This window comes from Actinokineospora fastidiosa, from assembly GCF_014648415.1.
Classification (GTDB): Bacteria; Actinomycetota; Actinomycetes; order Mycobacteriales; family Pseudonocardiaceae; genus Actinokineospora; species Actinokineospora fastidiosa.
In genome coordinates, this window is record NZ_BMRB01000004.1 from 32,567 (window position 1) to 58,570 (window position 26,004).

The following is a 26,004-nucleotide window of genomic DNA, read 5'->3' on the forward strand; positions in this document are numbered from 1 at the left end:
CGCTACCTGCTGTGGATCGCTCGCGGTCAACTCGGCGCGATAGCGGGTGCGACCGTGTTCGGCACCGTGTGGATGGTGACGCTCGCGCTGATGCCTGCGCTGGTGGGCGAGACGATCAACCGCGCCTTCGCGCGCGGGGATGAGCCGGACCTGGGCGCGGCGGGGCTCGGCTGCGCGGGCATCCTCGCGCTCGGTGTCGTGCACCATCTGTCGGGGACCCTCCGACACCGGTTCTCCGAGTCGAGCGCCCGGACCGCGGGCATCCGCACGATCCTGGTGCTGACCAGGAAGATCGCCGCTCTCGGCTCCGCCCTGCCCGCGCACGCCGACACGAGCGCGGTGGTGAGCGTCGTGACCGCCGACATCGTCCCGATCGGCGACTTCGTGCGGATGGCGGGCCGGGCGGTCGGCGCCCTGGTCTCCTTCGTCACGGTCGGCGGCCTGCTGCTCGGCACCTCCCTGCCGCTGGGGATCATCGTGCTGGTCGGCATGCCCGCGCTGACGCTGTCCGTCGGGCCGCTGCTGCGCCCTCTCCACCGACGGCAGGACGCCCACCGGGCCGTGTTGAGCGACCTCGGCAAGCACACGGTGGATCTGGCGTACGGGCTTCGGGTGCTGCGCGGCATCGGGGCCGAGCGGGTCTTCGCGCGCCGCTACCGGGAGCACTCGCAGCGGGCACGGGCGGCGGGGGAGCGGCTGGCGCGCGTGGAGACCCTGGCAGACCTGGCGCAGGTCCTGCTCCCGGGCCTGTTCACGGTGCTGACGCTGTGGCTGGCCGCCAGGCTGGCGTTCGCCGGGACGATCGCCCCCGGTGACCTCGTCACCCTGTACGGCCTGGCGGGCTTCCTGGTGCTGCCGATCCAGACCGCTACCGAACTGGTCGACAAGACGGCGAAGGGACTCGTGGCGGCGCGCCGTGTGGTCGACCTGCTGGCGGCCCCGCCCGGCGGTCCGGCCGAGGGCCTGCCGGTCCCCGGGCGACCGTCCGCGGGCGGGGTCGAGTTGGCGGACCCCGCGTCCGGGCTGGTGGCGCGGTCCGGCGAGATGACGGTGGTGCGCGTCGACGACACGGAGGCGGGCGCGGACCTGGCGGACCGGATCGGCGGCTACACCGAGTCGGCGGTGACCCTGCGCGGGGTTCCGGTCACCCGGCTCGCGACGCCCGCGCTGCGTCGGACCGTGCTCGTGGTGGACAGCAGAACGGAGCTGTTCGCGGGCGTGCTCAGGGACGAGCTCGATCCCGGGGGCAGGCACGACGACGCCCGGATCCGCGCAGTGCTCGACGCGGTGTGCGCCACGGACATCATCGACGCGCTGCCGGAAGGGGTGAACAGTCGGATAGGCCCGCGCGGGTACGCCTTCTCCGGCGGCCAGCGGCACCGCCTCGTCCTGGCCCGGGCGCTCCTGACCGACGTGGACGTCCTGGTCCTCGTGGAGCCGACCTGCGCGGTCGACGCGCACACGGAGGCGGAGATGGCACGGCGCCTGTCCCAGGTGCGGGGCGGGGCAACGGTGGTGGTGGTGACCAGCGGCCGGGCCTTCGACACCTTCGCGGACGCCGTGCTCAGGCAGTCAGACGGCACGGGGATGGAGGCGGACCGATGAGCCGTGGCCTTCCGGTCGCCTCCCGTCAGCTGGTCAGGGCGTATCTCCGGGGCGTGGTCGCCCGGCACCGGCGCGAGGTCTTCGGGATCCTCTTCTGGCTCGCGCTGTCCGTGACAGCGGGTCTGGCACTCCCGCCGTTGCTCGGGCACCTGGTGGACGCGGCCGTGACGGGACGGGAGCCCGCGCCGCTGGAGGCGGTCATCCTGCTCGGCGCGACGCTGCTCGTCGTCCAGGTCGTGTTGGCCCGACGGGCGCGGCTGCGCACCCGCGACCTCGGCGAACGGCTGCTGGCCGAACTCCGGGAGGATTTCGTCGACCGGGCGCTCGCCCTGCCGATGGCCGAGATCGAGCAGGCGGGAACCGGTGACCTGCTCACCCGCACCACCCGCGACGTCGCCGCCCTGTCCCGGAGCATCCGGCTCACGTGCCTGGAGATCCTCTCGTCGCTGCTGATAATCGTGCTCGTGGTCGCGGCGATCACCGTGGTCGACCCGCTCTTCCTCGGTCCGGTGCTGGTGTCCCTGCCCGCGGTCTGGCTGGTGACGCGGTGGTACCTGCGCAGAGCACCCGCCGCGTACCTGAGGCAAAGCGCGGCTTACACCGCGCTCAACGAGGGGTTGACCGAGACGGCGCACAACGCGCGCACGGTCGAGGCGCTCGACCGGGCCGAGGCTCGGGTCCGCCGGACGACGACCGATGTGGAGGAGGTGTACCGCACCACCCAGCACACCCTGAACCTGCGCACCGTGTGGCTGCCCGGAGCGGGCCTGGCGAGCCTGGTGCCGTTCCCGGTCATCCTGCTCATCGGGGTGTGGCTCTACGCCAAGGGCTGGGCGAGCGTGGCACAGGTGACGACCGCGACCCTCTACGCGCAGCAACTCGCCGAGCCGATGAATCGGATCTCCTACTACATCGACGACCTGCACCTGGGCCAGGCGGCGCTGACCAGGCTGCTCGGCCTGCCCGCTCCCGCGCCGCCACCGGAAGGCCACCGGGCGCCCACCTCCGGTTCGCTCGTGGCCTCCGGCATACGGTTCGGCTACGGGAACGGCCGCGAGGTCCTGCACGGCATCGGCATCACCGTGCGCCCCGGAGAACGGATCGCCGTGGTCGGGCCGAGCGGGGCGGGGAAGTCGACCTTCGGGCGGATCCTGGCCGGGCTGCACTCTCCGACCCACGGGTCGGTGCTGGTCGGTGGGGTGCCACTGCTGGAATTGTCGCCGCGGCAGTTGCGCGAACAGATCGCGATGGTCACCCAGGAGCACCACGTCTTCGCGGGCTCCATCCGCGACAACCTGCTCCTCACCGATCCCGATGCCGACGAGGGCGCGTTGTGGGCTGCTTTGCGGGCGGTCGGCGCGGAGCCCTGGGTTCGTGGTCTGCCGGACGGTCTGGACACCGCGGTCGGCCTCGGCGAGCCCGAGCCTGCTCTCAGCCGGGTGCAGCAGATCTCGATGGCGAGAATCCTGCTCGCGGACCCCCGTGTCCTGGTGCTGGACGAGGCCACCGCGGCACTCGACCCCGGTGCCGCGCGGGACCTGGAACGGGCGGTCGCCGCGGTGGCGGCGGGCCGCACGGTCATCGCCATCGCGCACCGCCTGCACACGGCGCGCGACGCCGATCGCGTGGCGGTCATGCACGAGGGGAGGCTGACCGAGCTGGGCACGCACGAGGAACTGCTCGCCGCGGGCGGCGCTTATGCCCGATTGTGGGAGACCTGGACGGCGGACGTGCGGCGGTGAGACCGGTCGATCTCCCGGCGCGAATGAAAGTCTGCGCAAGCGCCGTGTAAGTCCTGTCATACACTTGCGATCATGAAGAAGAGGCTTGCCGAGGTCGCGAGCAAGGTGGGGGTGAGCGAGGCGACCGTGAGCAGGGTGCTCAACGGGAAGCCGGGCGTGTCGTCGAGCACGCGCACCGCGGTGCTCACCGCGTTGGACGTGCTGGGTTACGAGCGGCCGACCCAGCTCCGCGGGGAGCGGGCGCGGCTGGTCGGCCTGGTCCTGCCCGAGCTGCAGAACCCGATCTTCCCGGCCCTGGGCGAGATCATCGGCAACGGGCTCGCGCAACAGGGGTTCACGCCCGTGCTGTGCACGCGGACCGCGGGCGGCGTGTCCGAGGCCGATTACGTGGACCTCCTGCTCCAGCAGCACGTGTCCGGCGTGGTGTTCGCCGGCGGCCTCTACGCGTTATCCGGAGGTCACCACGCGCAGGCCGACGCGGGCCATGACCACTACCGGCGGCTGAGCGAACGGAAGCTGCCGACGGTGCTGATGAACGCGGCGGTGGAGAACCTCGGCTTCCCGCGGGCCTCATGCGATGACGCCGTGGCGGCCGAGCAGGCGCTGGCGCACCTGGCCTCGCTGGGCCACGAACGGGTGGGCATGGTGCTGGGCCCGCAGGACCACGTGCCGTCGCAGCGCAAACAGGCAGCGTTCGCGGCGGCGGCCCGCGCTTGCGGGCTCGATCTGCCGCCCGAGGCGTTCGAGCACGCCATGTTCTCGCTGGAAGGCGGGCAGGCGGCGGCCGCTCGGCTGGTGAAGCGGGGGATCACCGGCGTCTTCTGCGCGAGCGACCCGCAGGCGCTCGGCGCGGTCCGCGCCGTCCGCAGGCAAGGCCTGTCGGTCCCGCACGACGTCTCGATCATCGGGTACGACGACTCGGCGTTCATGAAGTGCGTCGATCCGCCGCTGACCACCATCCGGCAGCCCATCGAGGCGATGGGCCGGGCCGCCGTCGACCTGCTGACCATGCAGATCAACGGTATCGCGGTGACCGATGAGGAGCTGCTGTTCGAGCCGGAACTGGTGGTGCGCGCGTCGACCGCGCCCGCGCGACGCTGAAGTCCGCTCGTCACCCATGTTGCTGTAGCCGCAGATCTCTTGCAACCCCAAGGACTTTCGATACCGCGATCACGTCGCCTAACATCGCGGAAGTTCGTGGCGAGACGTGGTGTTCCGGCCCCGCTTTCCGCTGAGCGGGTGGTTCCACGGTGTCTTCCGTGCCGTCGTCCCTCGGTTCGCAAAGGTGAGTGATATGCGGAACGACAAGGTCCAAGTGGTGTTCGCCGTCAACGACCTCTATTGCTTGCCGCTGCTGGTGACGTTGCAGTCGCTGCGGGAGAGCAATCCGGACATCGCGGAACACGCGCACGTCACCGTCCTTCACCAGAACCTGAGACCAGAGTCGGCGGAGCGGATCGGGGTGCGCTGCGACCGGCTCGGCCTGTCGGTGGAGCTGCGTGCGGCCCCGCTGCCGGACCTGCCCTACAACCTGTGTTTCGGCGCGACCCTGACGCACTACCTCCGCTTCGCGATCCCGGAACTGCTGGCCGGGCACGACCGGGTCCTCTACCTCGACGCGGACCTCGTCATCAAGGACGACCTGCGCCCCCTGCTCACCGCGAACCTGCACGGGCTGCCGTTCGGCGCGGTTCGCGATCCGAACAACCCCTTGTACCGATACGGCCGCGCCGCGCCGGGCTGGAGAGCCCTCGGCATCCCAGACGATCGTGAATACTTCAACAGCGGTGTGATGCTCCTGGATTTCTCGGCAGGCGCAGGGGAGGTCTTCGACCGCGCCTTGCGCGTGATCGAAGACCACTCGGAGATGCTGCGGCTGCACGACCAGGATGCTCTCAACATCGCCGCCGCCGACCGGTGGTGCAGGCTTCCCCGCAGGTGGAACGCGTTCCCGTTCTCGGCGCTCCTCCGCACGGAGTGGATCCAGTACGGCGCCGAGGACCTCGTGCCGATGGCCGACCTGCTCGCCGAGGAGCCGGACGCGGCCATCCTGCACTACGTCACCCCGTCCAAACCATGGCTCGGCCTGCTCCCTGATGGTCCGGCCAACGACCTCTACCAGGCCCATCTCACCACTGTCCTCAATGCTGAGTCGGAGCTGTCGATCGGCTGACTCAGCCCACCTGCCACGCACGAGGTCCTTGTGTCCCACGGGCATCACCCTTTAGGTGGAAGAGATCAAGCCGGGCCATCCGAAAACGGGTAGCGGGTCATCCGTCTCCGTCAGACCGCTCGGTGGAGATGAACCCGGAAGCGACGGGCCCCTGTTCCAGGCGAGCAGTTCACAGGCGCCGGACGCGCAGCACGCAGGTCAGCATCGGGAGGGTGAACTCGCCGTCCGCGGTTTTTGGTTCGCTCGCAAGGAAAGCGCGGATCCGGCCGAGCGTGGTCTCTTGTTCCTGTTCCGGCATGACGAGCATGCCCGCCCGCGTCGCCAGTGTCGCAACGAGAGAGTCGGCGGTGCGGCGCTGCCCGTGCGGGAACTCGGCCTGCTCCGGCGCGCCGAACCGGGCGGCCCCGCCCGTCTTGGGCAGATGCACGTCGGCTGTCTCGGTGCGCCAGCCGGTGGGCGTGTCACGCGGGCCGATGGCCGCGCTTCCGCTGACTCGCGCCAGCCCGGCGACCCAGTCGACTCGGTCGTCCAGGACGTTCCACAGGCCTGCCAGGATGCCGCCCGGCGCCACGACCCTGGCGATCTCGGGTCCCGCGAGGGCCATGTCGAACCAGTGCATGGCGTTGCCTGCCAGCACGGCGTCGACGGAGGCATCCGGCAGCGGTATCGCTTCAGCGCTGCCCGGCAGGGCGCGGACATCCGGTAGCGCGCGGCGCAGCTCGGTCAGCATGGCTGGGTCGGGCTCGACGGCAGTCACGTCCGCGCCCACCGCGACCAGCGTGGCGGTCAGCTTGCCGGTTCCGGCGCCGAGGTCGAGCACCCGCAGGCCGGACGCGGGCTCGAGCGCCCAGCGGACCGCGGCCTGCGCGTAGTCCGGGCGGTGCTCGGCATACGCGGACGCCGCCACGCCGAACGACGAGGCGTGACGGAGCCGCTGGGCCTCCTCCACGCGATCACCTATCGGCGCTCGGGTGCCAGGGCTGGCGGCGAAGCCGGGGGCGTCAGCGGGTGGCGCGGCGGTAGCGGGCGGTGAGGGCTTCGGCGATGCCGATGAGCAGGACGGAGGCGACGACGGCGATGATGAAGCCGAGGACGTTGAGTTCGAAGATGTCGCCGGTGTCGAGCAGGTTGGCGATGGTGCCGCCGATGACCGAGCCCGCGAGGCCGAGCAGCAGGGTGGCGAGGATGCCGAGGTTCTGCCTGCCGGGTTTGATGAGTCGGGCGAGCGCGCCGATGATGAGTCCGGCGACGATGAAGCCGATCATGTGTGCCTCCTGGTGGAGTGCGGTCAGGGCAGGAACAGGTCGGGCGGGATGTGCAGGGCGAGGTTGATCAGGCTGTGGACGCGGGCGGTGATGGCCGCCAGCAGGCCGTGGGCCTCGGGGGCGACGGTGTCGGCCGCGGCTTGGAGTGCGCGCAGGTCGTGGGCGACGCGGTCGAGGGCGGCGGGCAGGTTCGCGCCGGGTGCGGTGAGGGCCGCTGCGATGTCGTCGAGGCTCACGCCGTGGGCCTCGAGTTCGCGGATGAGGGCTATCCGGTCGACGTCGGCGGGGCGGTAGAGGCGGTAGTTGCCGCCGCTGCGCTCGGCGGGGACGAGGAGGCCGATGCGGGTGTAGTGGTCGACGGTGCGGGTGGTGACGTCGGCTCGCGCGGCGAGTTCACCGATGCGCAGCAGCTCGCCGGGCATGGGCCTCCTCCTTTCGCGGCGGTCGTTCGACGGTTCCCGGCAACCATACAGTGCGACGTGCTAGTGTCGGTTTTATGCAGTTCGGCGACGCTGAGGCATGTAGTAGTCGGCCGGGTTCGGCCCGGCAGTACAGAGGGCGTCTGCCCCGCGAGGGCGCGACGCCATGTTGATCGTGTGGGGCTTGCTGGCCATCACGGTGTTGACCGTGGCCACCGGCTATTTCGTGGCCCAGGAGTTCGCGTACCTGGCGGTGGACCGGGGCCGGTTGCGGCAGCACGCCGAGGACGGCGACAAGGCCGCCGAGCGCGCCTACCGGGTGGCTGGCCGGCTGTCGTTCATGCTGTCCGGCGCCCAGTTCGGGATCACCGTCACCGCCCTGTTGGCGGGCTATGTTGCGGAGCCGCTGCTGGGTGAGGGCCTGGCCGCGGTGCTGGGGTCGGCGGGGGTGCCGGAGGCGGTGTCGCTGTCGGTCTCGGTGGTGCTGGCGTTGGGGTTCGCCACCGTCGTGCAGATGGTGCTGGGGGAATTGTTCCCGAAGAACCTGGCCATCGCCGAGCCCGAGCGGCTGGCCCGCGCGCTGAGCCGCTCCACCTTGGCCTACCTGGCGGTGGCCGGTCCGCTGATCCGCCTGTTCGACGCATCGGCCAACAAGCTGCTGCGCATGGTGGGCATCGAGCCGGTGGAGGAACTGCCGCAGGGGGTGACCCCGGAGGACCTGCAGCGCATCATCGACGACTCCGAGGCTGGCGGGCTCCTGGACCCCGAGCTGTCGCGGCTGCTCGACCGCGGCCTGGACTTCCGGGCGTTGACCGCCGGGCAGGCGATGACCCCGAGGGTGGCGGTGCACACGGTGCGCGCCGACGACCCGGCGGCCGAGGTGGTGCGGATGATCGACACCGGGCACTCCCGGTTCCCGGTCGTCGGGTCCGATGTGGACGACCTGGTCGGCGTGGTGGGACTGGCCGAGGTGCTGGCCGTGGAGCCCGGGCGGCGGGAGGCCACGAGGGTGCGGGAGATCGCGGGCCCCGCGCTGCTGGTGCCGGACTCGCTGCCGCTGCCCGCGGTGCTGGAGCGGCTGCGGGCCGAGCGCAGGCAGCTGGCCGTCGTGCTGGACGAGTTCGGCGGGTTCGCCGGGGTGATCTCGCTGGAGGACCTGGCCGAGGAGCTGGTCGGGGAGATCCACGACGAGGACGACGGCGTCGAGCCCGCCATCGTGCGCGAGCCGGACGGTTCCTGGGTGGTTGCGGGACGGATGCGCATCGACGAGATCGCCGATGCCACCGGCCTTCCGCTGTCCGGTGACGACGTCTACGAGACGGTGTCGGGGCTGGTGTTGCACGAGTTGGGCCGGGTCACCCATGTCGGCGACACCGTGCGCGTCGAACTCCCCGCGGTCCTCGGCGAGTCCGATGAGGACGAGCCGCGGCCGGGCCGGGTCGTGCTGATCGAGGTGACCGCCGTGTCCCGGCACGTGCCGCAGACCGTGCGGCTGTCCGTGGCCGATGCCGCGGAGGTGGAGCGATGAGCGTCGGCTGGGCCCTTGCCGTCTCCCTGCTGTTGTTGGTGGGCAACGCGTTCTTCGTCGCCGCGGAGTTCGCGCTCACCGCGGCCAAGCGCTACCGGCTGGAGGACGACGCCGCCGCGGGCAGCCGCGCCGCCCGGGCCGCCATCGCGGGCATCGACGAGCTGTCGGTGATGCTCGCAGGCGCCCAGCTCGGAATCACGCTGTGCACGCTGGGATTGGGCGCGCTGGCCAAGCCCGCGGTCGCGGAGCTGACCGACCCGCTGCTCCAGGCCGTGGGGCTGCCCACCGGGCTCAGCTACGGCATCGCGTTCGCCCTGAGCCTGGTCATCGTGGTGTTCCTGCACATGGTCGTCGGCGAGATGGCGCCCAAGTCCTGGGCGATCGCGCACCCGGAGACCTCCGCGCGGATGCTCGCCCTGCCGTTCCGCTGGTTCACCAGGTCGGTGCGGTGGCTGCTCTCCGGCCTCAACCACACCGCCAACGCGATGCTGCGGCTGGTCAAGGTCAACCCGAGGGACGCCCTCGCCCACAGCTACGGCGCGGAGGACCTGCGGATGCTGGTGCGCCAGTCCGGCGAGCACGGCACCATCCCCGAGGGCCAGCAGCGCCTGCTGACCCGCATGCTCGCGCTGCAGAACACCACCCTCGCCCAGGTCATGATTCCCCGGGACAAGACCGTCACCGTCACCGAGGACCACACCGCCCGCGAGGTCGAGAAGCTCAGCCACCTCTCCGGTCGCTCCCGGTTTCCGGTCATGGACGCGGGCGGCCGGGTCACCGGGCTGATCCACGTCCGGGAGGCCATGCGCGCCACCGCGGCGGGGGTCGAGGTCCCCGCCCGCGACCTCATGGGCGACGTGCTCCTGCTGCCCGCCACCGAACCCGTCGCCGCCGCCGTCACGACCATGCGCGCCCACCGCGCGCAACTGGCCCTCGTCACCGCCGACGACGGCGCCGTCGTCGGCATCGCCGCCCTGGAGGACCTGCTCGAGGAGCTGATCGGCGAGTTCGACGACGAGACCGACACCCCCACCCGCTCCTGACCCACACCCTCGGTCCGACCGGGCCGAGCCCTACCCGCATGAGAGGACGCTCCGTGTTCAAACGAATGCTCTCCGCCTTCGGCGTCGGCGGACCCACCGTCGACACCGTGCTCGACAGCCCGACGGCGATGCCCGGGCAGACCGTCACTGGACGGGTCAGCATCCAAGGCGGCAGCGCCGAGGCGGCCATCGACCAGATCGTGCTGTCCCTGGTCACCCGCGCCGAGGCCGAGCACGGCGGCCACGAGGCCCACGGCGTCGCCGAGTTCCACCGGGTGGTGGTCCAGCAGGGAGTGCGGGTCGCCCCGAACCAGCGCCTGGACATCCCCTTCCAGCTCCCGCTGCCCTGGGAGACCCCGATCACCGCGGTCGGCCCCACCCAGCTGCCCGGCATGACCGTGGGCGTGCGCACCGAGCTGGTCATCTCCGCCGCCCCCGACAAGGGCGACCTCGACCCGCTCACGATCACCCCGCTGCCCTCCCAGAACGCGGTGCTGGACGCCTTCGGCCAGCTGGGCTTCACCTTCCGCTCGGCCGATGTCGAGATCGGCCGCATCCACGGCATCCCCCAGCAGCTCGGCTTCTACCAGGAGATCGAGTTCTTCCCGCCCGCCCACGCCGCGGGCCGGGTCACCGAGGTCGAGCTGACCTTCGTGGCCACCCCCGGCGGCGTGTGGGTCGTGCTGGAGGCCGACCGCCGCCGCGGCTTCCTCCAGCCCGGCGGCGACGCCTTCGGCCGCTTCCACATCGCCCACGCCGAGGCCGAGACCACCGACTGGGCAGCGCTCATCGGTGACTGGCTCACCCAGGTCGCCGACCGGGGCCCCGCCTTCGGCGGCGGGATGAACCCGGCCTTCGGCGGCGGACACGCCCCCAACCCCGCCTTCGGGCACCCGCAGCAGCACGGCCACTACGACCCCCACCACCACGGCCACGAACGCCGTGGCCCCGGGATGGGCGGCGTCATCGCCGGAGCCGCCGCGGGCGCCATCGGCGGCATGATCATCGGCGACATGATCGGCGACGCCTTCGAAGGCGACGACGGCGGCGACGATTTCGCCGAGGAGTGACCGGCTAACCTCTTCATCAAGATCAACTCCCCACCGGAAAGGACACCCGTGAGCATCTCCGCCGACCTGGCCAAGCAGCTCGACAAGGCCTACGAGGACCTGCCCCTGGCCGACCTGCTCGACGCCCCCGTGGCCGCGCTCGCCGGGGTCAGCGAGGGCGACGCCGAGAAGTTGGCCGCCGCGTTCGGCATCAAGACCGTGCGCGACCTCGGCGCCAACAAGCACTTCCGCCTCGCGGCCGCCCTGGCCGACCTCGACGCCAGCACCCGCTAGAACCGCTGACCCGAAGACCCGCCCCGCCGAGACCGGGGCGGGTCTTCGCCGTCTTCACGGAGGATCGAGCGCCGGGCCCGCCACCGGGCTCGGATGACGGGTCAGGGTTCGACCAGGCCGGTGCGGATGGCGTAGCGGGCGATGTCGAGGCGGTCGCGGAGGCCGAGCTTCTGCAGGATGTTGGCGCGGTGGCGGTCCACCGTCTTGACGCTGATCACCAGGTGTTCGGCGATGTCCTTGGCCGAGTGCCCCTCGGCGATGAGTTTGACGATCTCCTCCTCGCGCGGGGTCAGGATGGTCTCGGGCAGGCCGGGGCGGTCGCCGCGCAGGTACTGGCGGATCAGCGTGGCCACCGCGCCCGGGTAGAGGAACGGCTCGCCGCGCATGGCGGCCCGGCAGGCCTCGATGAGGTCGCGGTCGGCCACGGACTTGAGCACGTAGCCGGACGCGCCCGCCTTCAGCGCTTCGAACAGGTACTGCTCGTTGTCGTACATCGACAGGATCAGCACGCGGATGCCCGGGGCCCTGCGGGCGATCTCGCGGGTGGCCTGCAGCCCGGTCATCCTCGGCATGGCGATGTCGAGCACGACGAGGTCGACGTCGTCGGGCTTGGCCGCGGCCACCGCCTCGGCGCCGTCCGCTGCCTCGGCGACCACGCGCAGGTCGGCCTCGGCGTCGAGGATGAGCCGCAGGCCCTGGCGGACCAGGGCGTGGTCGTCGGCGAGCAGGATGCGGGTCTGGGTCACGAGGGGCCCTCCAGGTCCAGGCGGACGGTGGTGCCTCCGCCGGGGGGTGAGTCGATGGTCAGCCGGGCGCCGATGAGCAGGGCGCGTTCGCGCATGCCGCGGATGCCCGCCCCGGCGGTCGTCGCGCCGCCCCTGCCGTTGTCGGCGATGCGCAGCGCGGACTCGGTCAGGGTCACCTCGACGCGGGTCGCGTCCGCGTGCCGGGCGACGTTGGTCAGGCTCTCCTGCGCGATCCGGTAGACGACGAGGTCGGTGTCGGCGCCCCGCTCGGGCACCGGGCCGATGGCCGTGGTCACGACGATGCCGCTGGCCTCGGCGAACTCCCCGCACAGCGCCTTCATCGCGCTGCGCAGCCCGAGGTCGGCGAGCACCCCGGGGCGCAGCCTGCGCGCGACCTCGCGCACTTCGTCCAGGCTGGCGCGCACGGTCTCCTGCACCGCGTGCAGGTCGTCGAGCAGGTCGGCGGGGGCGCGGTCGACGGCGCGCTTGAGGCCCAGCAGGACCACCGTGAGGCTCTGCCCGATCTCGTCGTGCAGTTCGCGGGCGATGCGCTCGCGCTCGGCTTCCTGCGCGGCCAGGGCGTGGGCGCTGCTGGCGCTGCGCTCGGCGGCCAGCCGGTCGAGCATGGCGTTGAACGTGTCCACGAGGTGGCCGAGGTCGCCGTGGCCGCGGTCGGGGAACCGGGTGACCGGGGAGAGCAGGTCGACCCGCTGCATGAGCTGGGTCAGGCCGTTGAGCGGGGCGAGGCTGCGCCGCACGAGCAGGGCGTTGATGGCCAGGATGCCCGCGAGGCCCACGGCCAGGACGACGATCTCGGTCTGCAGGACCGTGCGGGAGACCGTCGCGGGGGAGAGGGCGAGGGCGAGGGTGCCCGCGGTGAACACCAGGCCGTTGATCAGCGACAGCCTGCGGAACAGGGACCGGGTGGGCATCGGCGGTGCTGCGCCCATCCGTCGAGTGTGGCCACTGCCGCCATCGGCGTCCATGGGTGCCCTCCCCCAACGTCAGGTCGGTCGCGGGCCGCTGACCCGCGGAAATGGGTGTCAGACCCCATAGTGCCGAACGCGCGCGCGACGGACACTGGAGCGGCGGACGGAAGGAGGACGACATGCAGGTCAGCCACACCACGGTGCCCGGCACCGGGAAGGTCCACCACTTCCTCGCCCGCGGTGGGCGCCGCCTCGCCGTCGTCACCGGGCCCGGCGCCCGTCGGAGCCTGGTGGTCTACGACCGAGGGGACGAGCCCGCGCTCACCGTGGACCTGGAGGCCGACGAGGCCGACCAGGTCGCCGACACGCTGCGCAGCAAGCCGCTGGTCGACCGGGTGGCCGCGCTCGAGCGGCGGCTCGCGGCCCTGGAGGGCACGCCGTGACCGCCGCGGCGCGAAGGGGTGTGGACATGCGAGCCGCCGACATCGCCGTGACCGTCCCGACGATCACCAGGATGGACCCGGTCGCGAAGGCCCTGCGGGTGATGGCGGTGAGCAGGCTGCCCGGCCTGGTGGTGGTCGACGAGCGGTCGCGGCCGAGCATCGTGCTGCCCGGCACCCAGGTCCTGCGCCTGGCCGTCCCCGACACCTTCCGCGACGACCCGGCGCTGGCCAGGGCCATCGACGAGGCGCACGCGGACACCTTCTGGGAGGAGTTGGCCGGCCTGACCGTCGGCGACTGCCTGCCGGACAAGCCCGCGAAGCCCGTCACCGTGGCCGCGGACGCGACGCTGTTGGAGATCGCCGCGCTCATGGGCAGGCACCGCAGCCCGCTGGTGGCGGTGGTCGGCCCGGACGGCGCGCTCGTCGGCGCCATCACCCTGGAACGCCTGCTCACGAGCCTGGCCGTGTTCGGCTCCGGCGAGTAGTCCCACCCGCTCCCAGCCCGCCCGCGACCGCTGGCGGGCGGTTCCGCCGTGCCCGGAGGTCGCCGATGGAGTCCGAATCGTGAGTGGGCCGCTGGCGCTCGGGATCTTCCTGGTGGCCTTCTTCTTCATCGCCACGGAGAAGGCCGACAAGGTCAAGGTCGTGCTCATCGCCGCAGGGCTGATGGCGGTGCTGGGCCTGGTGCCCGGGTCGGAGGTGTTCTTCTCCGAGCACGAGGGCATCGACTGGAACGTCATCTTCCTGCTGTTCGGGATGATGGTGATCGTCGGGGTGGTCCGGCAGACGGGCGTGTTCGACTACCTGGGCATCTGGGCGGCGAAGAAGTCGCGGGGAAAGCCGTACCGGCTGATGGTGCTGCTGATGGCCATCACCGCCATCGCCTCGCCCCTGCTGGACAACGTCACCATCATCATGCTCGTCGTGCCCGTGACGGTGGTGGTCTGCAACCGGCTGCGCATTCCGGCCCAGCCCTACATCATCGCCGAGGTCCTGGCGTCCAACATCGGCGGCGCCGCCACGCTGATCGGCGACCCGCCCAACATCATCATCGGCAGCCGGGCCGGGCTGTCCTTCACCGACTTCCTGGTCCACATGGCGCCGCCGGTGGTCGTCATCTTCGTGGTGTTCACCCTGTTCACCAAGATCCTGTTCCGCAAGGAGTTCCGGTACAACCCCGAGCACGTCGCCGCGGTCATGGCCCTGCAGGAGCGGCGGGCGATCACCGACCCCCGGCTGTTCGTGCGCTGCATGCTGGTGCTCGCCGGGGTCGTCGTCGCCTTCGGGCTGCACGCCGTGGTGCACATCGAGCCGTCCGTCGTCGCGCTGGTCGGCGCGGGCGTCATGCTGGTGGTGTCCAAGGTGGATGCGGCCGAGGTGCTCGCAGGCATCGAGTGGCCGACGCTGGTGTTCTTCATGGGCCTGTTCGTCATGGTCGCCGGTCTGGTGCACACCGGCGTGATCGCCGCCATCGGGGACTGGGCGATAGCCGCGGTGGGCGACGACTTCCTCGCCGCCGCCACCGCGCTGCTGTTCGGCTCCAGCGTGCTGGGCGCCTTCTTCGACAACATCCCGTACGTCGCCACCATGGCGCCCGTCGTGGAGGGCCTCGTCGCCGAGGCGCCCGACCCGGCCACCGGCCAGGCGCTGTGGTGGGCCTTCGCCCTCGGCGCGGACTTCGGCGGCAACGGGACCGCCGTCGCCGCCAGCGCCAACGTCGTGGCCATCGGCATCGCCGCGCGCACCGGCCACCGCATCAGCTTCTGGCGGTTCACCAGGTACGGCATCGTGGTGACCCTGCTCAGCACCGCGCTGGCCTGGGTGTACGTGTGGCTCCGCTATTTCTGACCCACGGCAGCGCTTCTTCTCGCCATGCAATCGGATTGGCTTTGGCTTCTCTGCCTGATTCGCAGGGTGGCTATTGCGGTGAGTTACTTACCTGAGTAATGCCGGAGCAGGTGCAAGGGTTCGGGCCTGTCCGCGGAGGTCTATCGGTCGGTTCGCGGGAGAGGTCCGACATCGGAGTGGCGGCCGGGGCGGAGCGCGGCGTGCTGTTGACCGGGGCCGGGGCCGTTCCGCGCGGCCAGCGCGTCGGCGACCGCTCCGGTGGCGAAGGCGTACACGCACTTGTGCAGCAGATCCACTGCCAGTTCCGCGCGCGGCCAGGTCTGCGGGGGCGCGCCGACGCCGGTGGCGTTCTCGACGATCTGGTCGTTGGTCAACCGCACCACCGCGAACATCCCCGAGGCGACCGGGCCCCGCAGACCGGCGTTGGCCATCAGCGCCCGAACGACACCCAGCAACGCGCCCTGGCCGAAGTGCATCGAGAGGTTGCGCGCCCGCGAGCGCCGCTCCGGCCGATCGGTCAGCCGCGCCACCACCGTGCCGGGCACGTGGGAGTCGGGCCTGCCGGTCACCCGCTGCTCAACCTTCTCGGCGACCGTCATCACCGCCACCCCGACCAGCCCGGCGAGCACACCCTGACCCAGCGAACGCTTCAGCATGTCCTCGGGATACCCGCCGGGCGGGAGTCCATGTCAGGCGAGGGCCGACGACACCGCGCCCCATCGGCTCGCCCGGACGGTGATCGGGGGGCTGGTCATCCTCCCTGGCCATGCCCGGGAGACGGCACCCACGGCGAGGCGGATCGGGCTCACTCGCGTCACGGCCAAGGCGTGCTTCAGGCGCGGTGACCGCCGTGCGTGAAGTCAGCAGGCCCGGCACGGGCATCAGCCGTGGACCACGGCACGGAATCACCCGATCGAGGAGCGTGGGCGGGATCAAGAAGCGTAGGTGTCGCTGGTTCGGGTAGCTGACACTGTGGCCAGGAACAGCGCCAAGCAGTCCAGCGCGGAACGGTCGGGGACGCCGTTGTGGCTGTGGCCGGGTGTCGGCGGCGTGGTGGGTTTCGTGTGCGCGCTGGTGTCGGTGCCCGTGCGGCTGGACCGGCAGCACCCGCTCGGGTGGCCCGGCGGCCTGGACTCCGCGACGGCCTTCCTGCAATCGCTTGCCACGTCGGTGATCACCGTCACCGGCTTGACGTTCACGCTGATCATCGTCGCCCTGCAGTTGGCCTCCCAGCAGTTCTCGCCGCGCCTGCTGCGGGAGTTCATGCGCGATCGGGTGATCAAAGCGGTGTTGGCCGTCCTGGTGAGCACTTTCGTGTTCGCCGTGACGGCGCTGCGGTACGTCGGGCACGAGGAGTCGGTGCCCGACCTGACGCTGTTGATCGCGTCCGCGGGGAGTCTGGCGGTGCTGACCGCGATCCTGGTCTTCATCACCCACATCGCGCGGGTGCTGCGGGTCGACACCATGATGCGGGCCGTCCACGACGAGACCGACCGGGCGATCAGGAAGTTCTACCCCGAGTACGGCGACCCTCGGCCCCGATCGCCTGCCGAGCTGGACGTCGACGGCGTCGGCGAACCGGTTCACGCCGAGTCCAGCGGCTTCGTCAGGTTCGTCGACATCGGGCAGCTTCTCCGCACCGCCGCGGCGTCGGACGCCCTGATCGAACTGGAAGTGCGCCCCGGCGACCACGTCGTGCGCGGCACGCCGCTCGCGTCCGCGTGGAGCCGCCGGGCCGAGCCCCTCGATCTCCCGGCGGTGGAGGCCGGTGTGCGGAAGGGCGTCGTGCTCGACTACGAGCGCACGGTGGAACAGGACGCGGCGTTCGGGTTCCGCCAGCTGACCGACATCGCGGTCAAGGCGCTGTCGCCCGGCGTCAACGATCCCGTCACCGCGATCCACGCCGTCGGGCACATGTCCGACCTGCTGGTGAAGACCACCGGCCGACGGCTCGGCGGCACCCTCCACGAGGACGACCGGGGCGTGGGACGGGTCGTGGTCCCGGACCGGGACCTCACCTACTACCTCGATCTGGCGTGCGGCCAGATCCGCCGCTACGGCCGCCGCGAACCCACCGTGCTCAACGCCCTGCTCCGGATGCTGCGCGACGTCGCAGCCGCCGCGCGCGACGACGACCAGCGGGCAGCCGTCGCCGTCCAGGTCGACCTCATCACCGACGAGGTCGACCCGTCACTCAGCCGGTACGACGTCGACGGGGTCGAGGACATGGCCCGCCGCGTCCGGCTGGCCCTGACCGGCGACCTCCGCGCCGCCTACCGCGACCGCAGCGGGGAGACCCGCTCCAGTTGAGCGCCACCCGATGCCGCGGACGAGTGATCGTCCCGAAAGGGGGACGGGGAGCCCGCTCTGGTCGGGCTCCCCGTGTCGTGCGCGGGGGGTCAGGGCCCCGCGGCGGCCTGGGCCTTGGCGTTGCGTTCGAAGACCGACCAGAAGGCGGAGGTGCAGTAGGCGCAGTCGGGGCCGAAGTACAGGCCGCGGGCTTGGTCGTCGTGCATGAGGTGGAGGCGGAACCAGGAGGTGATGGCGCCGTGCAGGGCGGGGATGCCGTAGTGGTCGGCGCCGCGCTGCTCGGCGAAGATCGCCGGGACCTGGGTGGCCTGGTTGTAGGGGGTGCGGACGACGATGGGCACGATGATGGTGTCGTTCTGGCCTGCGATGAACAGCGCGGGACCGCGCACCAGGCTGCCGCTGGTGGTGGCGAGCGGGTAGATCGGGGCGATGGCGTCCACGCGGGGGTCGGCTCCGGCGTCGATCGCGGCGCCGCCGCCGAAGGAGTGGCCGGTCGCGCCGACGTTGGCCAGGTCGACCTTGCCATGCAGCGGGCTGCCCGCGCGGTTGTTCTCGCTGGTCAGGTAGTCCAGGCCCTGCAGCATGGGCGCGCCGTTGCCCGCGTTGCCCTCGGCCGCGGCGACGATGAAGCCGTGGGAGGCGAGGTGGTTGAGCAACGGCATGTACCGGTCGAGCTTCGAGCGGGCTCCGTTGTTCCACAGCACGACCGGGTGCGTGGTGCAGCCCAGCGTGCCCGGTGCGACCGGTCGGACGACGGTGGTGCCACGGCCGTTGGAGGCGGAGGTCACCGCGAAGGGGCCGGTGGCGTCCCACTGGCCGTTGACCGACTTGCAGGGTGAGGTCGGCGGGACGGTGGTCGTGGTGGGGCCGCTCGTGGTGGTGGTCGGTGTGGTGGTGGTCGTGGGGTTCTGGGTCTCGTGGTCGATGATGATGTTCTTGATCTGGGTGAACACGCCGGTGTCGCTGGGGAAGCTGCCGTGGCCGATGCAGGTCGGCGTCTGGAGGTTGGTGGCTCCGGCTAGCTCGGCGGACGTGCTCGGGTTGACGTTCCAGTCGCAGGTGGAGCGCTGGGTGGTGTAGCGGACCGCGGGAGAGCCGGGGACCTCGGTGCCCGCGTTCAGCGCGGCCAGCCAGGGCGAGCCGATGGCGAACTGCTTGCACGAGACGTAGGTGTACTGGCACATGGAGGCGGTGGTGGTGCCGTGGTGCGGGCCCGCCATCGAGAAGTACAGCGACACCTTGTCCTGCGCGCCGGGGACGTTCTTCAGGTAGGACCGGGCCGCCAGGGTGGAGGCCGACCAGGTCACCAGCACGACCTTGCGGGCGCCGGTCCGGGCCAGCACGCTGTCGACCTTCTGCCCGATCTCCTGCCCGGCCCGGGTGAGGTCGCCGGTCATGCTGGTGCTGTCGGTCCAGGTCTCGACTCGGTCCGACCGCCACCCCGCGGCGACGAACTTGGTCCTCATCGGCTCCATGTGCTGCGTCGTGCCGGTCATGCCCGGGATGATGATCACCGGATCGTGCTCCGCCGCCGTGGTGGCGGCCAGGTCCGCGGTTGCCTGGGGCGACAGCCCGACCAGCGTCAGCGCGGTGGCGGCCACCGCTGTCAGCGCGGCGAGCAGCGCCGCACCGCGGCCGCGGACTTGAGTTGTGGACATCGGACAACCTCCTGAACAGGAAGTGGTGCAGGGAAAAACAGGAGACCGGGATCACCCTGTTTCGTCGATGTTATGAACAGGAAAACAGCCTGACCATGTGTCCGCGCACATTCTTGGCGCCCTTCTGCATGTGGCGAGCCACATCCCGTGGCCAAGGCACAACCGGGCGCGACCGCGTGTGTGGCTACGGACATGGTCGGTGCCGACACGGTCCGTTAGTTTCGGGAAATCGGGTTGGCGATTTCCTGCAATGCGGCCCGGTATTCCCCTTCGTCTTTTCCCCGGAGGACGACCTCGTCCAATCGTCGAGTCGGCCCAGACGCGGTCGCCAGTGGATGGTGCAGGCGTGGAGCAGGTGGGCGGTGTCCTCGGGCAGGTGACGCTGTTGTCGGGAGACAGGGTCGCCCTGGTCGAAGGGCGGGACGGTCAGCTCTCCCCGTTGGTGCGCCGCGCCGAGGGGCGGGAACGGATGTCGTTCGCGATCCAGCGCACGCGGGACGAGCTGTTCGTCGTGCCGCGGGACGCGGCGGCCGATGTCGGGTCCGGCAGGCTGGACCGCAGGCTGTTCGACGTGAAGGCGCTGCTGTCCTACGGCTATGACGACGCCCGCCGCGGTGACCTGCCGTTGATCGTGCAGGGCGGCGCCAGCTCAGGCACAGACCATCATCAGGGCGTACGGCCTGAAGTAGGTCTGTCCTCATCGGACACAGTGGCCTCCGTCGCACGGCGGAGGCCACCGCTTTCCGGAGACCGGCTGCTGCGCGGCGTTCCGCGTGCTGGGGTCGGGTCGCTGCGCGGCCAATCCCGCTCCCCGTGGTCAGGCGCGGACCGCCTGGACCAGCAGGCGGGGGAGGAGTCCCTCAGGAGGAAATCGCACACGCTGGTGTGGAGCGCCCGGGGACGTACTCGTCGAGGTCGCAGGTCGTCGCGATGAACGACCGTTGAGCAGGGCGAACAGCAGGGCGATGGGGAGCGAGTCTACGGCGTCGGTCATGAAGAATCCTTGAATCCCACCATTTCTCCTGATCACTGTGCTGTCAGCGGCTCTCGGCGGCTGGTAGCCTTCCCCCGCGAGGAGGCGGCCGGTGGGGGCGATCAGGTTCAGCCTGCTGGGGCAGATCGAGGCGTGGCTGGGTTCGGACGTCGTGGACCTGGGACACCAGAAGCAGCGGCACGTGCTCGCGGCGCTGCTCGTCGACGCGGACCGGGTCGTGCCGGTGGCGCGGGTCCTGGAGCGGGTCTGGGGCGAGGACCCGCCGCGCAGTGCGCAAACCACCCTCTACAGCTACCTTTCGCGGCTGCGCAGGGCGTTGCCCTCGGAGTCGGAATGCTCGCTGATCGAGCGGCATCCGGGCGGCTACGTGGCGCGGATCGATCCCGACCTCGTCGACCTGCACCGCTTCCGCAGGCTGGTCGCGCAGGCCAAGGCGACCCCGCGCCCAGCCGCGGCCGCCGAGGTGTTGGAGCAGGCGCTGGGCCTGTGGCGGGGCGAGCCGTTCGACGGAACCGACAGCGCCTGGTTCACGGCGCAGCGGACCACCCTGCACCGTGAGCACGCCGTCGCCCGGCTCGACCTGGGCGACCTGCTGCTGCGCTGCGGCCGCGACGCCGACGCGCTCGCCGTCGCGTCGGCGTGCGCGGCCGACGATCCGCTCGACGAGCGGGCCGCCGGTCACCTGGCGCTGGCCCTGCACCGCCTGGGCCGCAAGGCCGACGCGCTCGCCTGCCTCGACCGGACCCGCAGGCTGCTGGCCGACGAGCTGGGGGTCGACCCCGGGGCCGCCCTGGTCGAGTTGCGCGCGCGGGTGCTGGCGGACGACCCGGAGCTGCTGCGGATCGACTCCGGGGGCGGCGGCGCCGAGCCGTCGGCGGCCATCACCTGGTCCGCGCCCGCCACGCTGCCGCCGGACGTGCTCGACTTCACCGACCGGGCGGGGCAGCCCGCGCGGCTGGTCGAGCAGTCGATCACCGGCGGGCGCGTCGTCGCGGTCGTCGGCATGGGCGGGGTCGGCAAGACCTCGCTCGTGCGGCACGTCGCCAACCGGGTCGCCGACCGGTTCCCGGACGGGCAGCTCTGGGTGGACCTCGGCGACGCGAAGCCCGGTGACGTCCTCGCCCGGCTGCTGCGGGTGCTCGGCGTCCCGGACCGCGCCATCCCCGCCGACCCCGCCGAGCGGGGCGACGTCTTCCGCACGCTGCTGCGCGGCCGGACGGTGCTGATCGTGCTCGACAACGCGATGTCGGCCCAGCAGGTCTATCCGCTGCTGCCCGGAACGGGCACGTGCGCTGTCCTGATCACCAGCCGCGCTAAGCCGACCGGTGCCGAGGGCGTCGAGTGCGTCGAGTTGGACGTCTTCACCCCGGACGAGGGCGTGGCGCTGCTGACGAAGCTGGTGGGCGCCCAGCGCGTCGCGGCCGAGCCCGCCGCTGCCGAGCGGATCGTCGCGCTGTGCGGCGGGCTGCCGCTCGCCGTGCGGATCGCCGGGGCGCGGCTGGCCGCCCGGCGCACCTGGCGGCTGGAGCACATGGTGGCGCAGCTGCGCGACGAGTGCCGCAGGCTCGACCAGCTCGCGGTCGGCGATCTGGAGGTGCGCGCCTCCCTGGCGTTGAGCTACGCGGACCTGGCGGCGCCCGCCCGGCGGCTGTTGCGCCTGCTCGGGCTGATCGCCGTGCCGGACTTCCCGCCGTGGGTGGTCGCGGTACTGCTCGAACTGCCGCTGGACGAGGCGGTCGGGCACGCCGAGGCGCTGGTCGACGCGCACCTGCTGACCGTGTCCGAGGCCGACCCTGTCGGGCAGTACCGGTACCGCTGCCACGACCTCGTCCGGCTGTTCGCGGCCGAGCGTGCCGCGGAGGAGGAGACCCCCGACGAGCGCGCCCACGCGGTCGAGCGGGCGTTGGGCGGATGGCTGGCGATCGCCGAGCGGATGGCCGAGTTCGTGCCCGGCCCCTGTTACGCGCGCATCAGCGGCTCCGCGCACCGCCCGCCGATCGACGGGCTGGTTCCCGACCTGCCGCGCGAGTGGTCGGACGCCTGGTTCGACGCGGAGCGCCCGGCGTTGCTCGCCGCGGTGCGCCAGGCGTGCCGGTCCGGGCTGGTCGACCTCGCGTTCGACCTCGCAGGCTGCCTGGAGAAGTACTTCGACCTGCGCGGCATGTACTCGGACTGGCGCGCGCTCAACAGCGAGGTGCTCGACGTGTGCGTCGCACACGGCCACCGGCTCGGCGAGGCGGTGATGCGGCGTGGGCTGCTCGATGTCACGACCTGGATCGCAGGCGGGTCGGGCGAGGCGATGGGCGAGCTGCGGATGGCCGCGGTCGCGCTGTGGGAGCTGTTCACCGAGCTCGGCCACGATGCGGGCGCGGCGGACGTCGCCGTGATGCACTCGTGGTCGTCGACCGCCGCGGGCAGGCACGCCGAGGCCGTGGCCACCGCCGAGGCGGCGCTGGCCATGGCCGAGCGGGCCTGCCACGTGGGCGGGCGGGCCAGAGCCGAACTGGCGCTGGCCGTCGCGCACCACGACAGCGGCGAGTTCACGGCGGGCATCCGGCACGCCGAACGCGCGCTGGTGCACGCGCGCGAGCTGGGCAACCCGCGCTGGGAGGCCACGGCGCTGCAGTTCGCGGGCATCGGGTACCGGGAGGCGGGCGAGTTCGAGGTCAGCGGCCGCCTGCTGGACCAGTCGCTGTCCATCGCGCGCGCCCACCGCGACTGCTACACCGAGGTGCTGACCCTGCTCGCGTCCGCGCGCCTGCACCTGCGGGGCGACCGCGACCGGGCGTGCGGCGACGCCGAGCGCGCATTGGCGCTGAGCCGCCGCTACCGGATGACCCACCACACGGCCGAGGGGCTGGAGCTGCTGGGCCTGCTGGCGTTGGCGGAGAACCGGCCGCACGACGCCGTGACGCACCTGGAGGAGTCCGTCGCGCTGTGGCGCACCCGGGGATGGCACTCCTACCACGCCGCCGCCCTGGAGTCGCTCGGCCGGGCCTACGAGCAGGTCGACCCGGCGGCGGCGCGCCGGGCCTTCGCCGAGGCGCGCGCGGTCCGCGGCGGCGCCGGGCACGTGACCGGCGCGTTCCAGGATCGTCCATAGGTCGTTCAAGCAGGCTCCCCGACCGTTGTCGGTGTTGGTCGACGACGACCAGCCGACAGGAAGGGGATGGAGCAGCGATGTCGAGGATCACCAAGGTGCTGACGCTCGTCGCGGCGCTGTTCGCGCTCAGCACGAGCGCGTCGACCGCAGCGGTGCAGGGGCAGACGGCGGGCACGGGCCAGACGCAGGCGGTGAGCGCCGCGGTCCAGGCGGAGGCGTCCCTGCGGAGCAAGATCGTCTCGATCGCTAAGAGCGAGCTGGCGAACAAGTCCCGCAACCGCGAGAAGGGCGCTAAGAACTGCAACTACTACAGCGGGAAGGTCGGGGGCGGCTCGACGAAGGGCTGCCCGAAGGGGTGGAAGTCCGAGGCGTGGTGCGCGGACTTCCTGAAGTACGTGTGGAAGCAGGCGGGCGCGTCGACCTCGGGCATCACCCCGGCGGCGGCGAGCCTCTACAAGTACGGCAAGACGAAGAAGACCTGGAACCCCGGCAAGAGCATCAAGGGCGTCAAGGTCGGTGACGCGATCGTCTACAACCTGAACAGCAGCGGCACGTGGGCCAGCCACGTCGGCATCGTGACCAAGGTCAACACCAAGACCGGCAAGATCACGGTGATCTCCGGCAACAGCGGCAAGAACTCGATGTACGTCGCCGAGCGCACGTTCACCCCGGACGGCACCGTCTCGGGCTACGCGTCGCCCAAGGGCTGAGGCCTCGGTGGATCGGCGTCACGACCTGCCTGGTCGTGACGCCGATTTCGCTTGCGCGGTCGCTGCATCCCGCGACTGCGGGGGGCAGGCGCGTTGGCTAGCGCAGGTTCTCGAAGTAGGGCTTCATGGCCGGGTAGTAGTCGTCAAAGGACGGTTGCGGCGTGCCCTCGCGGGAGGCGACGAGGAGGTCGAGGTAGTACTCCCAGCCGGGGCCGACCTCGCCGACGGAGTCGACGTTCTCCAGGTGGTGGACCAGCTTCAGCTCCGTCGTGCCGCCGGTCTCGGTGAGCAGCACCTCCAGGTGCCAGCTGCCTGCTTCGTCGGTCATGGACAGTGCGAGCCTGGTGGGCGCCGCGCACTCCTCGATCTGGGCTTCGCACCAGGGCGCGCCGTCCTCGAAGCCGAGTTGGACCTTGATGGTGGCGCCCGGTCGGGCCTCGCCCTCCCATGCGCCGAACCAGCGGGCCGTGCGCTCGGGTTCGGTGACGCTGGCCCACACGTCCTCGGCGGGGGCGCGGAAGGTGCGGGTGAGCACCAGATCGGTGCCGAACAACCTGCCGGTGGGGGTCATGCCGTGTTCTCCTCGGGAAGCTCTGGGCTGGCGCGCCGGTCCCGGCGCGTGCGGTGGACCTCGGTCTCCAGCGCGTCGAGCCGCCGCTCCCACTCCGGCGGCGTGCCGAACCGCGCGATCCACTCGGCGATGTCGGCCAGCGGCGCGGCGTCGAGGGCGTAGACGCGCTGCCTGCCGACGGCGTCGTCGCGCACCAGCCCGCTCTCCCTGAGCACCCGCAGATGCCGCGACACCGCGGGCCTGCTGATCGCGAAGCGCTCGGCGATCGCGCCCGCGGGCATGGGGCCGTGCCGCAACATCTCCAGGATGTCCCGGCGCACGGGGTCGGCGATCGCGCTGGCCACGAGGTCCACGACAGAAGCGTAACCTACTGGTTACGCGTCATCAAGGTGCCACTGCGCGGTCGTGGCATTAGGCGCCATCAACGGGCGGCGATAGCGGGGAGTCCCGTGCGCGGACAGGTCCCCGCCCCGCAGGTCGGCCCGGGAGAAGCCGCGCAGTGCAGCCACGCGTCGGCCAGGTCGACCCGGTGCAGGGTGGCGCCCGCATGTCGACCACGCTCCCGAGGAGCGCGGTCTGCGTGTCGTGCCACGACTTGGCGGTGTCGAATTCCTGTGCCCCGCCCTTTCCCAGGCCCCAGACCGCGATTGTCGGGCCTCAGAACAGGGTGGCGGGTTCGACCGGCTCTGGTTCGGGCAGTGCGGCGAGGGCGGGCACCAGCGCTCGGACGTCGTCGTGGAAGCGGCGGGCGAGTGCGGGGGCGTCGTCGTTGTCGGGGGTGTGGAGGAAGATCGTCGGGGAACGGCCCTCGCGCAGCCATTCGGCGACCACCTCGGTCCACGGCTGCCACCCGTCGGCGGTGACCTCGGCGCAATCACGGCCCAGGTAGCGGACGATGGGGCGGTCGGTCAGTGCGCGGGTGCGCCTCGGCAGCCGGGGTTTCTTGGTCCAGGCATCCTGCTCGGCCTCGCTGGTCGGCGGGTTCTGGAAGAAGACGGTGGTGTCGAACGGAACCCATTCGGCGTTCGCGTGGGCGAGGACCTTCTCCAGCAGCGATGTCGAGTCAGCGTCAGTGAAGAACCTGGGGTGGCGCACTTCCACGGCGCGCTGGCGGTCGGCCGGGAGCCTGCGCAGGAAGCGGCCGAGGGTGTCGACGTCCGGTGGGCCGAACGAGCCCGGCAGTTGGGTCCACAGGACCGCCCGGTCGCCCAGGGGCTCGATCGCGTCCAGGAACGCCCGCATCTCGACCTCGACCCCGGCGAGCCTGCGCTCGTGGGTGACGACCTTGGGCAGCTTGAGCACGAACCGGAACTCCGGACCGGTCTGCTGCGCCCACGTCGCGACGGTGGTCCGGGAGGGAGTCGCGTAGAACGTGGTGTTGCCTTCCACGGCGTTGCACCAGCCCGCGTAGGCCCGCAAACGCTCCTTGGCAGGCGTCGACTGCGGCATGAACCGCCCGGGCCACGCCTTGTGGGTCCACATCGCGCAACCGACGTTGAGACGTGCCACTTCTCACCTCCCATCGAACGTGATCAGCTTACTGCGGCCCAGGTCCGGCGGCAGAAGCGAACGTC

At 71.5% G+C, this 26,004-nt stretch carries 25 protein-coding genes; 15 read left to right on the plus strand and 10 right to left on the minus strand.

Annotation, left to right across the window (positions count from 1 at the left end; genetic code table 11):
* The first annotated feature begins 54 nt into the window (after window positions 1-54).
* From IEY98_RS33310 to IEY98_RS22275, 4 genes are all read left to right on the plus strand, one after another.
* Window positions 55-1,605, plus strand: coding sequence for an ABC transporter transmembrane domain-containing protein (locus IEY98_RS33310; RefSeq protein WP_189212557.1), 1,551 nt, complete (start codon window positions 55-57; stop codon window positions 1,603-1,605).
* The gene (locus IEY98_RS22265) at window positions 1,602-3,347 is read left to right on the plus strand and encodes an ABC transporter ATP-binding protein (RefSeq protein ID WP_189212558.1); all 1,746 of its coding nucleotides are present in this window, start codon (window positions 1,602-1,604) and stop codon (window positions 3,345-3,347) included. The genes IEY98_RS33310 and IEY98_RS22265 overlap by 4 nt, the downstream gene beginning before the upstream one ends.
* Before the next feature lie 72 nt (window positions 3,348-3,419).
* The gene (locus IEY98_RS22270; protein WP_189212559.1) at window positions 3,420-4,448 is read left to right on the plus strand and encodes a LacI family DNA-binding transcriptional regulator; all 1,029 of its coding nucleotides are present in this window, start codon (window positions 3,420-3,422) and stop codon (window positions 4,446-4,448) included.
* 109 nt (window positions 4,449-4,557) lie between these two features.
* Window positions 4,558-5,520 carry a glycosyltransferase family 8 protein gene (locus IEY98_RS22275; RefSeq protein WP_189212560.1) on the plus strand — a complete coding sequence of 321 codons (963 nt, stop codon included), beginning with the start codon at window positions 4,558-4,560 and terminating at the stop codon, window positions 5,518-5,520.
* 169 nt (window positions 5,521-5,689) lie between these two features.
* On the opposite strand, the gene IEY98_RS22280 is transcribed toward IEY98_RS22275, so the two are convergent.
* The 3 genes from IEY98_RS22280 to IEY98_RS22290 are packed head-to-tail and all read right to left on the minus strand — an operon-like array spanning window position 5,690 to window position 7,207.
* Window positions 5,690-6,469: a class I SAM-dependent methyltransferase gene (locus IEY98_RS22280; protein ID WP_189212561.1), complete on the minus strand. Its 780-nt coding sequence runs from the start codon at window positions 6,467-6,469 to the stop codon at window positions 5,690-5,692.
* A gap of 52 nt (window positions 6,470-6,521) precedes the next feature.
* Complete coding sequence (locus tag IEY98_RS22285; RefSeq protein WP_189212562.1) at window positions 6,522-6,785, minus strand: GlsB/YeaQ/YmgE family stress response membrane protein; 264 nt, start codon at window positions 6,783-6,785, stop codon at window positions 6,522-6,524.
* Window positions 6,786-6,808: 23 nt separating this feature from the next.
* Window positions 6,809-7,207, minus strand: coding sequence for a helix-turn-helix domain-containing protein (locus IEY98_RS22290; RefSeq protein WP_189212563.1), 399 nt, complete (start codon window positions 7,205-7,207; stop codon window positions 6,809-6,811).
* A gap of 163 nt (window positions 7,208-7,370) precedes the next feature.
* Between IEY98_RS22290 and IEY98_RS22295 the strand changes: the two genes are divergently transcribed.
* From IEY98_RS22295 to IEY98_RS22310, 4 genes are read left to right on the plus strand one after another with little or no spacing between them, the layout of a single operon-like run.
* Window positions 7,371-8,732: a hemolysin family protein gene (locus tag IEY98_RS22295; RefSeq protein WP_189212564.1), complete on the plus strand. Its 1,362-nt coding sequence runs from the start codon at window positions 7,371-7,373 to the stop codon at window positions 8,730-8,732.
* Entirely contained in the window at window positions 8,729-9,775 is a 1,047-nt protein-coding gene (locus IEY98_RS22300) for a hemolysin family protein (RefSeq protein WP_189212565.1), read from the plus strand. Before IEY98_RS22295 ends, IEY98_RS22300 begins: the two co-directional genes overlap by 4 nt.
* A gap of 53 nt (window positions 9,776-9,828) precedes the next feature.
* A complete protein-coding gene (locus tag IEY98_RS22305; RefSeq protein WP_189212566.1) occupies window positions 9,829-10,845 on the plus strand; it encodes a sporulation protein in 1,017 nt (338 codons plus the stop codon).
* A gap of 48 nt (window positions 10,846-10,893) precedes the next feature.
* Window positions 10,894-11,118: a hypothetical protein gene (locus tag IEY98_RS22310; RefSeq protein ID WP_189212567.1), complete on the plus strand. Its 225-nt coding sequence runs from the start codon at window positions 10,894-10,896 to the stop codon at window positions 11,116-11,118.
* Between the two features lie 101 nt (window positions 11,119-11,219).
* On the opposite strand, the gene IEY98_RS22315 is transcribed toward IEY98_RS22310, so the two are convergent.
* Both IEY98_RS22315 and IEY98_RS22320 read right to left on the minus strand, forming a co-directional pair.
* Window positions 11,220-11,864, minus strand: a complete 645-nt coding sequence (locus IEY98_RS22315; RefSeq protein WP_189212568.1) for a response regulator — start codon at window positions 11,862-11,864, stop codon at window positions 11,220-11,222.
* Window positions 11,861-12,814, minus strand: coding sequence for a sensor histidine kinase (locus tag IEY98_RS22320; RefSeq protein WP_229787228.1), 954 nt, complete (start codon window positions 12,812-12,814; stop codon window positions 11,861-11,863). Before IEY98_RS22320 ends, IEY98_RS22315 begins: the two co-directional genes overlap by 4 nt.
* A 158-nt stretch (window positions 12,815-12,972) precedes the next feature.
* On the opposite strand from IEY98_RS22320, the gene IEY98_RS22325 reads away from it, so the two are divergent.
* From IEY98_RS22325 to IEY98_RS22335, 3 genes are all read left to right on the plus strand, one after another.
* The gene (locus IEY98_RS22325) at window positions 12,973-13,236 is read left to right on the plus strand and encodes a cation:proton antiporter regulatory subunit (protein WP_189212570.1); all 264 of its coding nucleotides are present in this window, start codon (window positions 12,973-12,975) and stop codon (window positions 13,234-13,236) included.
* Between the two features lie 26 nt (window positions 13,237-13,262).
* Complete coding sequence (locus IEY98_RS22330; protein ID WP_189212571.1) at window positions 13,263-13,721, plus strand: CBS domain-containing protein; 459 nt, start codon at window positions 13,263-13,265, stop codon at window positions 13,719-13,721.
* Window positions 13,722-13,800: 79 nt separating this feature from the next.
* Window positions 13,801-15,084: an ArsB/NhaD family transporter gene (locus tag IEY98_RS22335; protein ID WP_189212572.1), complete on the plus strand. Its 1,284-nt coding sequence runs from the start codon at window positions 13,801-13,803 to the stop codon at window positions 15,082-15,084.
* A gap of 140 nt (window positions 15,085-15,224) precedes the next feature.
* Here the strand turns inward: IEY98_RS22335 and IEY98_RS22340 are convergent, their stop codons facing one another.
* Window positions 15,225-15,740, minus strand: coding sequence for a hypothetical protein (locus IEY98_RS22340; RefSeq protein WP_189212573.1), 516 nt, complete (start codon window positions 15,738-15,740; stop codon window positions 15,225-15,227).
* Window positions 15,741-16,056: 316 nt separating this feature from the next.
* Between IEY98_RS22340 and IEY98_RS22345 the strand changes: the two genes are divergently transcribed.
* Window positions 16,057-17,394 carry a DUF2254 domain-containing protein gene (locus IEY98_RS22345; RefSeq protein WP_189212574.1) on the plus strand — a complete coding sequence of 446 codons (1,338 nt, stop codon included), beginning with the start codon at window positions 16,057-16,059 and terminating at the stop codon, window positions 17,392-17,394.
* 89 nt (window positions 17,395-17,483) lie between these two features.
* Here IEY98_RS22345 and IEY98_RS22350 read toward each other — a convergent pair whose 3' ends face one another.
* Window positions 17,484-19,052 carry a poly(ethylene terephthalate) hydrolase family protein gene (locus tag IEY98_RS22350; RefSeq protein ID WP_189212575.1) on the minus strand — a complete coding sequence of 523 codons (1,569 nt, stop codon included), beginning with the start codon at window positions 19,050-19,052 and terminating at the stop codon, window positions 17,484-17,486.
* A gap of 346 nt (window positions 19,053-19,398) precedes the next feature.
* Here IEY98_RS22350 and IEY98_RS22355 point away from each other — a divergent pair, with 346 nt between their 5' ends.
* The 3 genes from IEY98_RS22355 to IEY98_RS22365 all read left to right on the plus strand — a co-directional run bounded on the left by IEY98_RS22355 (window position 19,399) and on the right by IEY98_RS22365 (window position 23,859).
* The gene (locus tag IEY98_RS22355; RefSeq protein WP_189212576.1) at window positions 19,399-19,986 is read left to right on the plus strand and encodes a hypothetical protein; all 588 of its coding nucleotides are present in this window, start codon (window positions 19,399-19,401) and stop codon (window positions 19,984-19,986) included.
* A 151-nt stretch (window positions 19,987-20,137) separates the two neighbouring features.
* Window positions 20,138-23,149, plus strand: coding sequence for an AfsR/SARP family transcriptional regulator (locus tag IEY98_RS22360; RefSeq protein WP_189212577.1), 3,012 nt, complete (start codon window positions 20,138-20,140; stop codon window positions 23,147-23,149).
* Window positions 23,150-23,226: 77 nt separating this feature from the next.
* Window positions 23,227-23,859 (plus strand): CHAP domain-containing protein, encoded by a 633-nt coding sequence (locus IEY98_RS22365; protein WP_189212578.1) that lies wholly within the window; start codon window positions 23,227-23,229, stop codon window positions 23,857-23,859.
* 97 nt (window positions 23,860-23,956) lie between these two features.
* Here IEY98_RS22365 and IEY98_RS22370 read toward each other — a convergent pair whose 3' ends face one another.
* The 3 genes from IEY98_RS22370 to IEY98_RS22380 all read right to left on the minus strand — a co-directional run bounded on the left by IEY98_RS22370 (window position 23,957) and on the right by IEY98_RS22380 (window position 25,912).
* Complete coding sequence (locus IEY98_RS22370) at window positions 23,957-24,430, minus strand: SRPBCC family protein (RefSeq protein ID WP_189212579.1); 474 nt, start codon at window positions 24,428-24,430, stop codon at window positions 23,957-23,959.
* Window positions 24,427-24,783: a metalloregulator ArsR/SmtB family transcription factor gene (locus tag IEY98_RS22375; protein WP_189212580.1), complete on the minus strand. Its 357-nt coding sequence runs from the start codon at window positions 24,781-24,783 to the stop codon at window positions 24,427-24,429. The genes IEY98_RS22370 and IEY98_RS22375 overlap by 4 nt, the downstream gene beginning before the upstream one ends.
* Window positions 24,784-25,087: 304 nt before the next feature.
* Entirely contained in the window at window positions 25,088-25,912 is an 825-nt protein-coding gene (locus IEY98_RS22380; RefSeq protein ID WP_189212581.1) for a DUF72 domain-containing protein, read from the minus strand.
* Between the last annotated feature and the right edge of the window lie 92 nt (window positions 25,913-26,004).

Coding starts and splice junctions, on each gene's coding strand:
- IEY98_RS22350 (WP_189212575.1), bottom strand. CDS start 19,052: ATGTCCACAACTCAAGTCCGCGGCCGCGGTGCGGCGCTGCTCGCCGCG.
- IEY98_RS22370 (WP_189212579.1), bottom strand. CDS start 24,430: ATGACCCCCACCGGCAGGTTGTTCGGCACCGATCTGGTGCTCACCCGC.
- IEY98_RS22290 (WP_189212563.1), bottom strand. CDS start 7,207: ATGCCCGGCGAGCTGCTGCGCATCGGTGAACTCGCCGCGCGAGCCGAC.
- IEY98_RS22295 (WP_189212564.1), top strand. CDS start 7,371: ATGTTGATCGTGTGGGGCTTGCTGGCCATCACGGTGTTGACCGTGGCC.
- IEY98_RS22325 (WP_189212570.1), top strand. CDS start 12,973: ATGCAGGTCAGCCACACCACGGTGCCCGGCACCGGGAAGGTCCACCAC.
- IEY98_RS22300 (WP_189212565.1), top strand. CDS start 8,729: ATGAGCGTCGGCTGGGCCCTTGCCGTCTCCCTGCTGTTGTTGGTGGGC.
- IEY98_RS22265 (WP_189212558.1), top strand. CDS start 1,602: ATGAGCCGTGGCCTTCCGGTCGCCTCCCGTCAGCTGGTCAGGGCGTAT.
- IEY98_RS22320 (WP_229787228.1), bottom strand. CDS start 12,814: ATGGGCGCAGCACCGCCGATGCCCACCCGGTCCCTGTTCCGCAGGCTG.
- IEY98_RS22270 (WP_189212559.1), top strand. CDS start 3,420: ATGAAGAAGAGGCTTGCCGAGGTCGCGAGCAAGGTGGGGGTGAGCGAG.
- IEY98_RS22330 (WP_189212571.1), top strand. CDS start 13,263: ATGCGAGCCGCCGACATCGCCGTGACCGTCCCGACGATCACCAGGATG.
- IEY98_RS22285 (WP_189212562.1), bottom strand. CDS start 6,785: ATGATCGGCTTCATCGTCGCCGGACTCATCATCGGCGCGCTCGCCCGA.
- IEY98_RS22380 (WP_189212581.1), bottom strand. CDS start 25,912: ATGTGGACCCACAAGGCGTGGCCCGGGCGGTTCATGCCGCAGTCGACG.
- IEY98_RS22365 (WP_189212578.1), top strand. CDS start 23,227: ATGTCGAGGATCACCAAGGTGCTGACGCTCGTCGCGGCGCTGTTCGCG.
- IEY98_RS22340 (WP_189212573.1), bottom strand. CDS start 15,740: ATGCTGAAGCGTTCGCTGGGTCAGGGTGTGCTCGCCGGGCTGGTCGGG.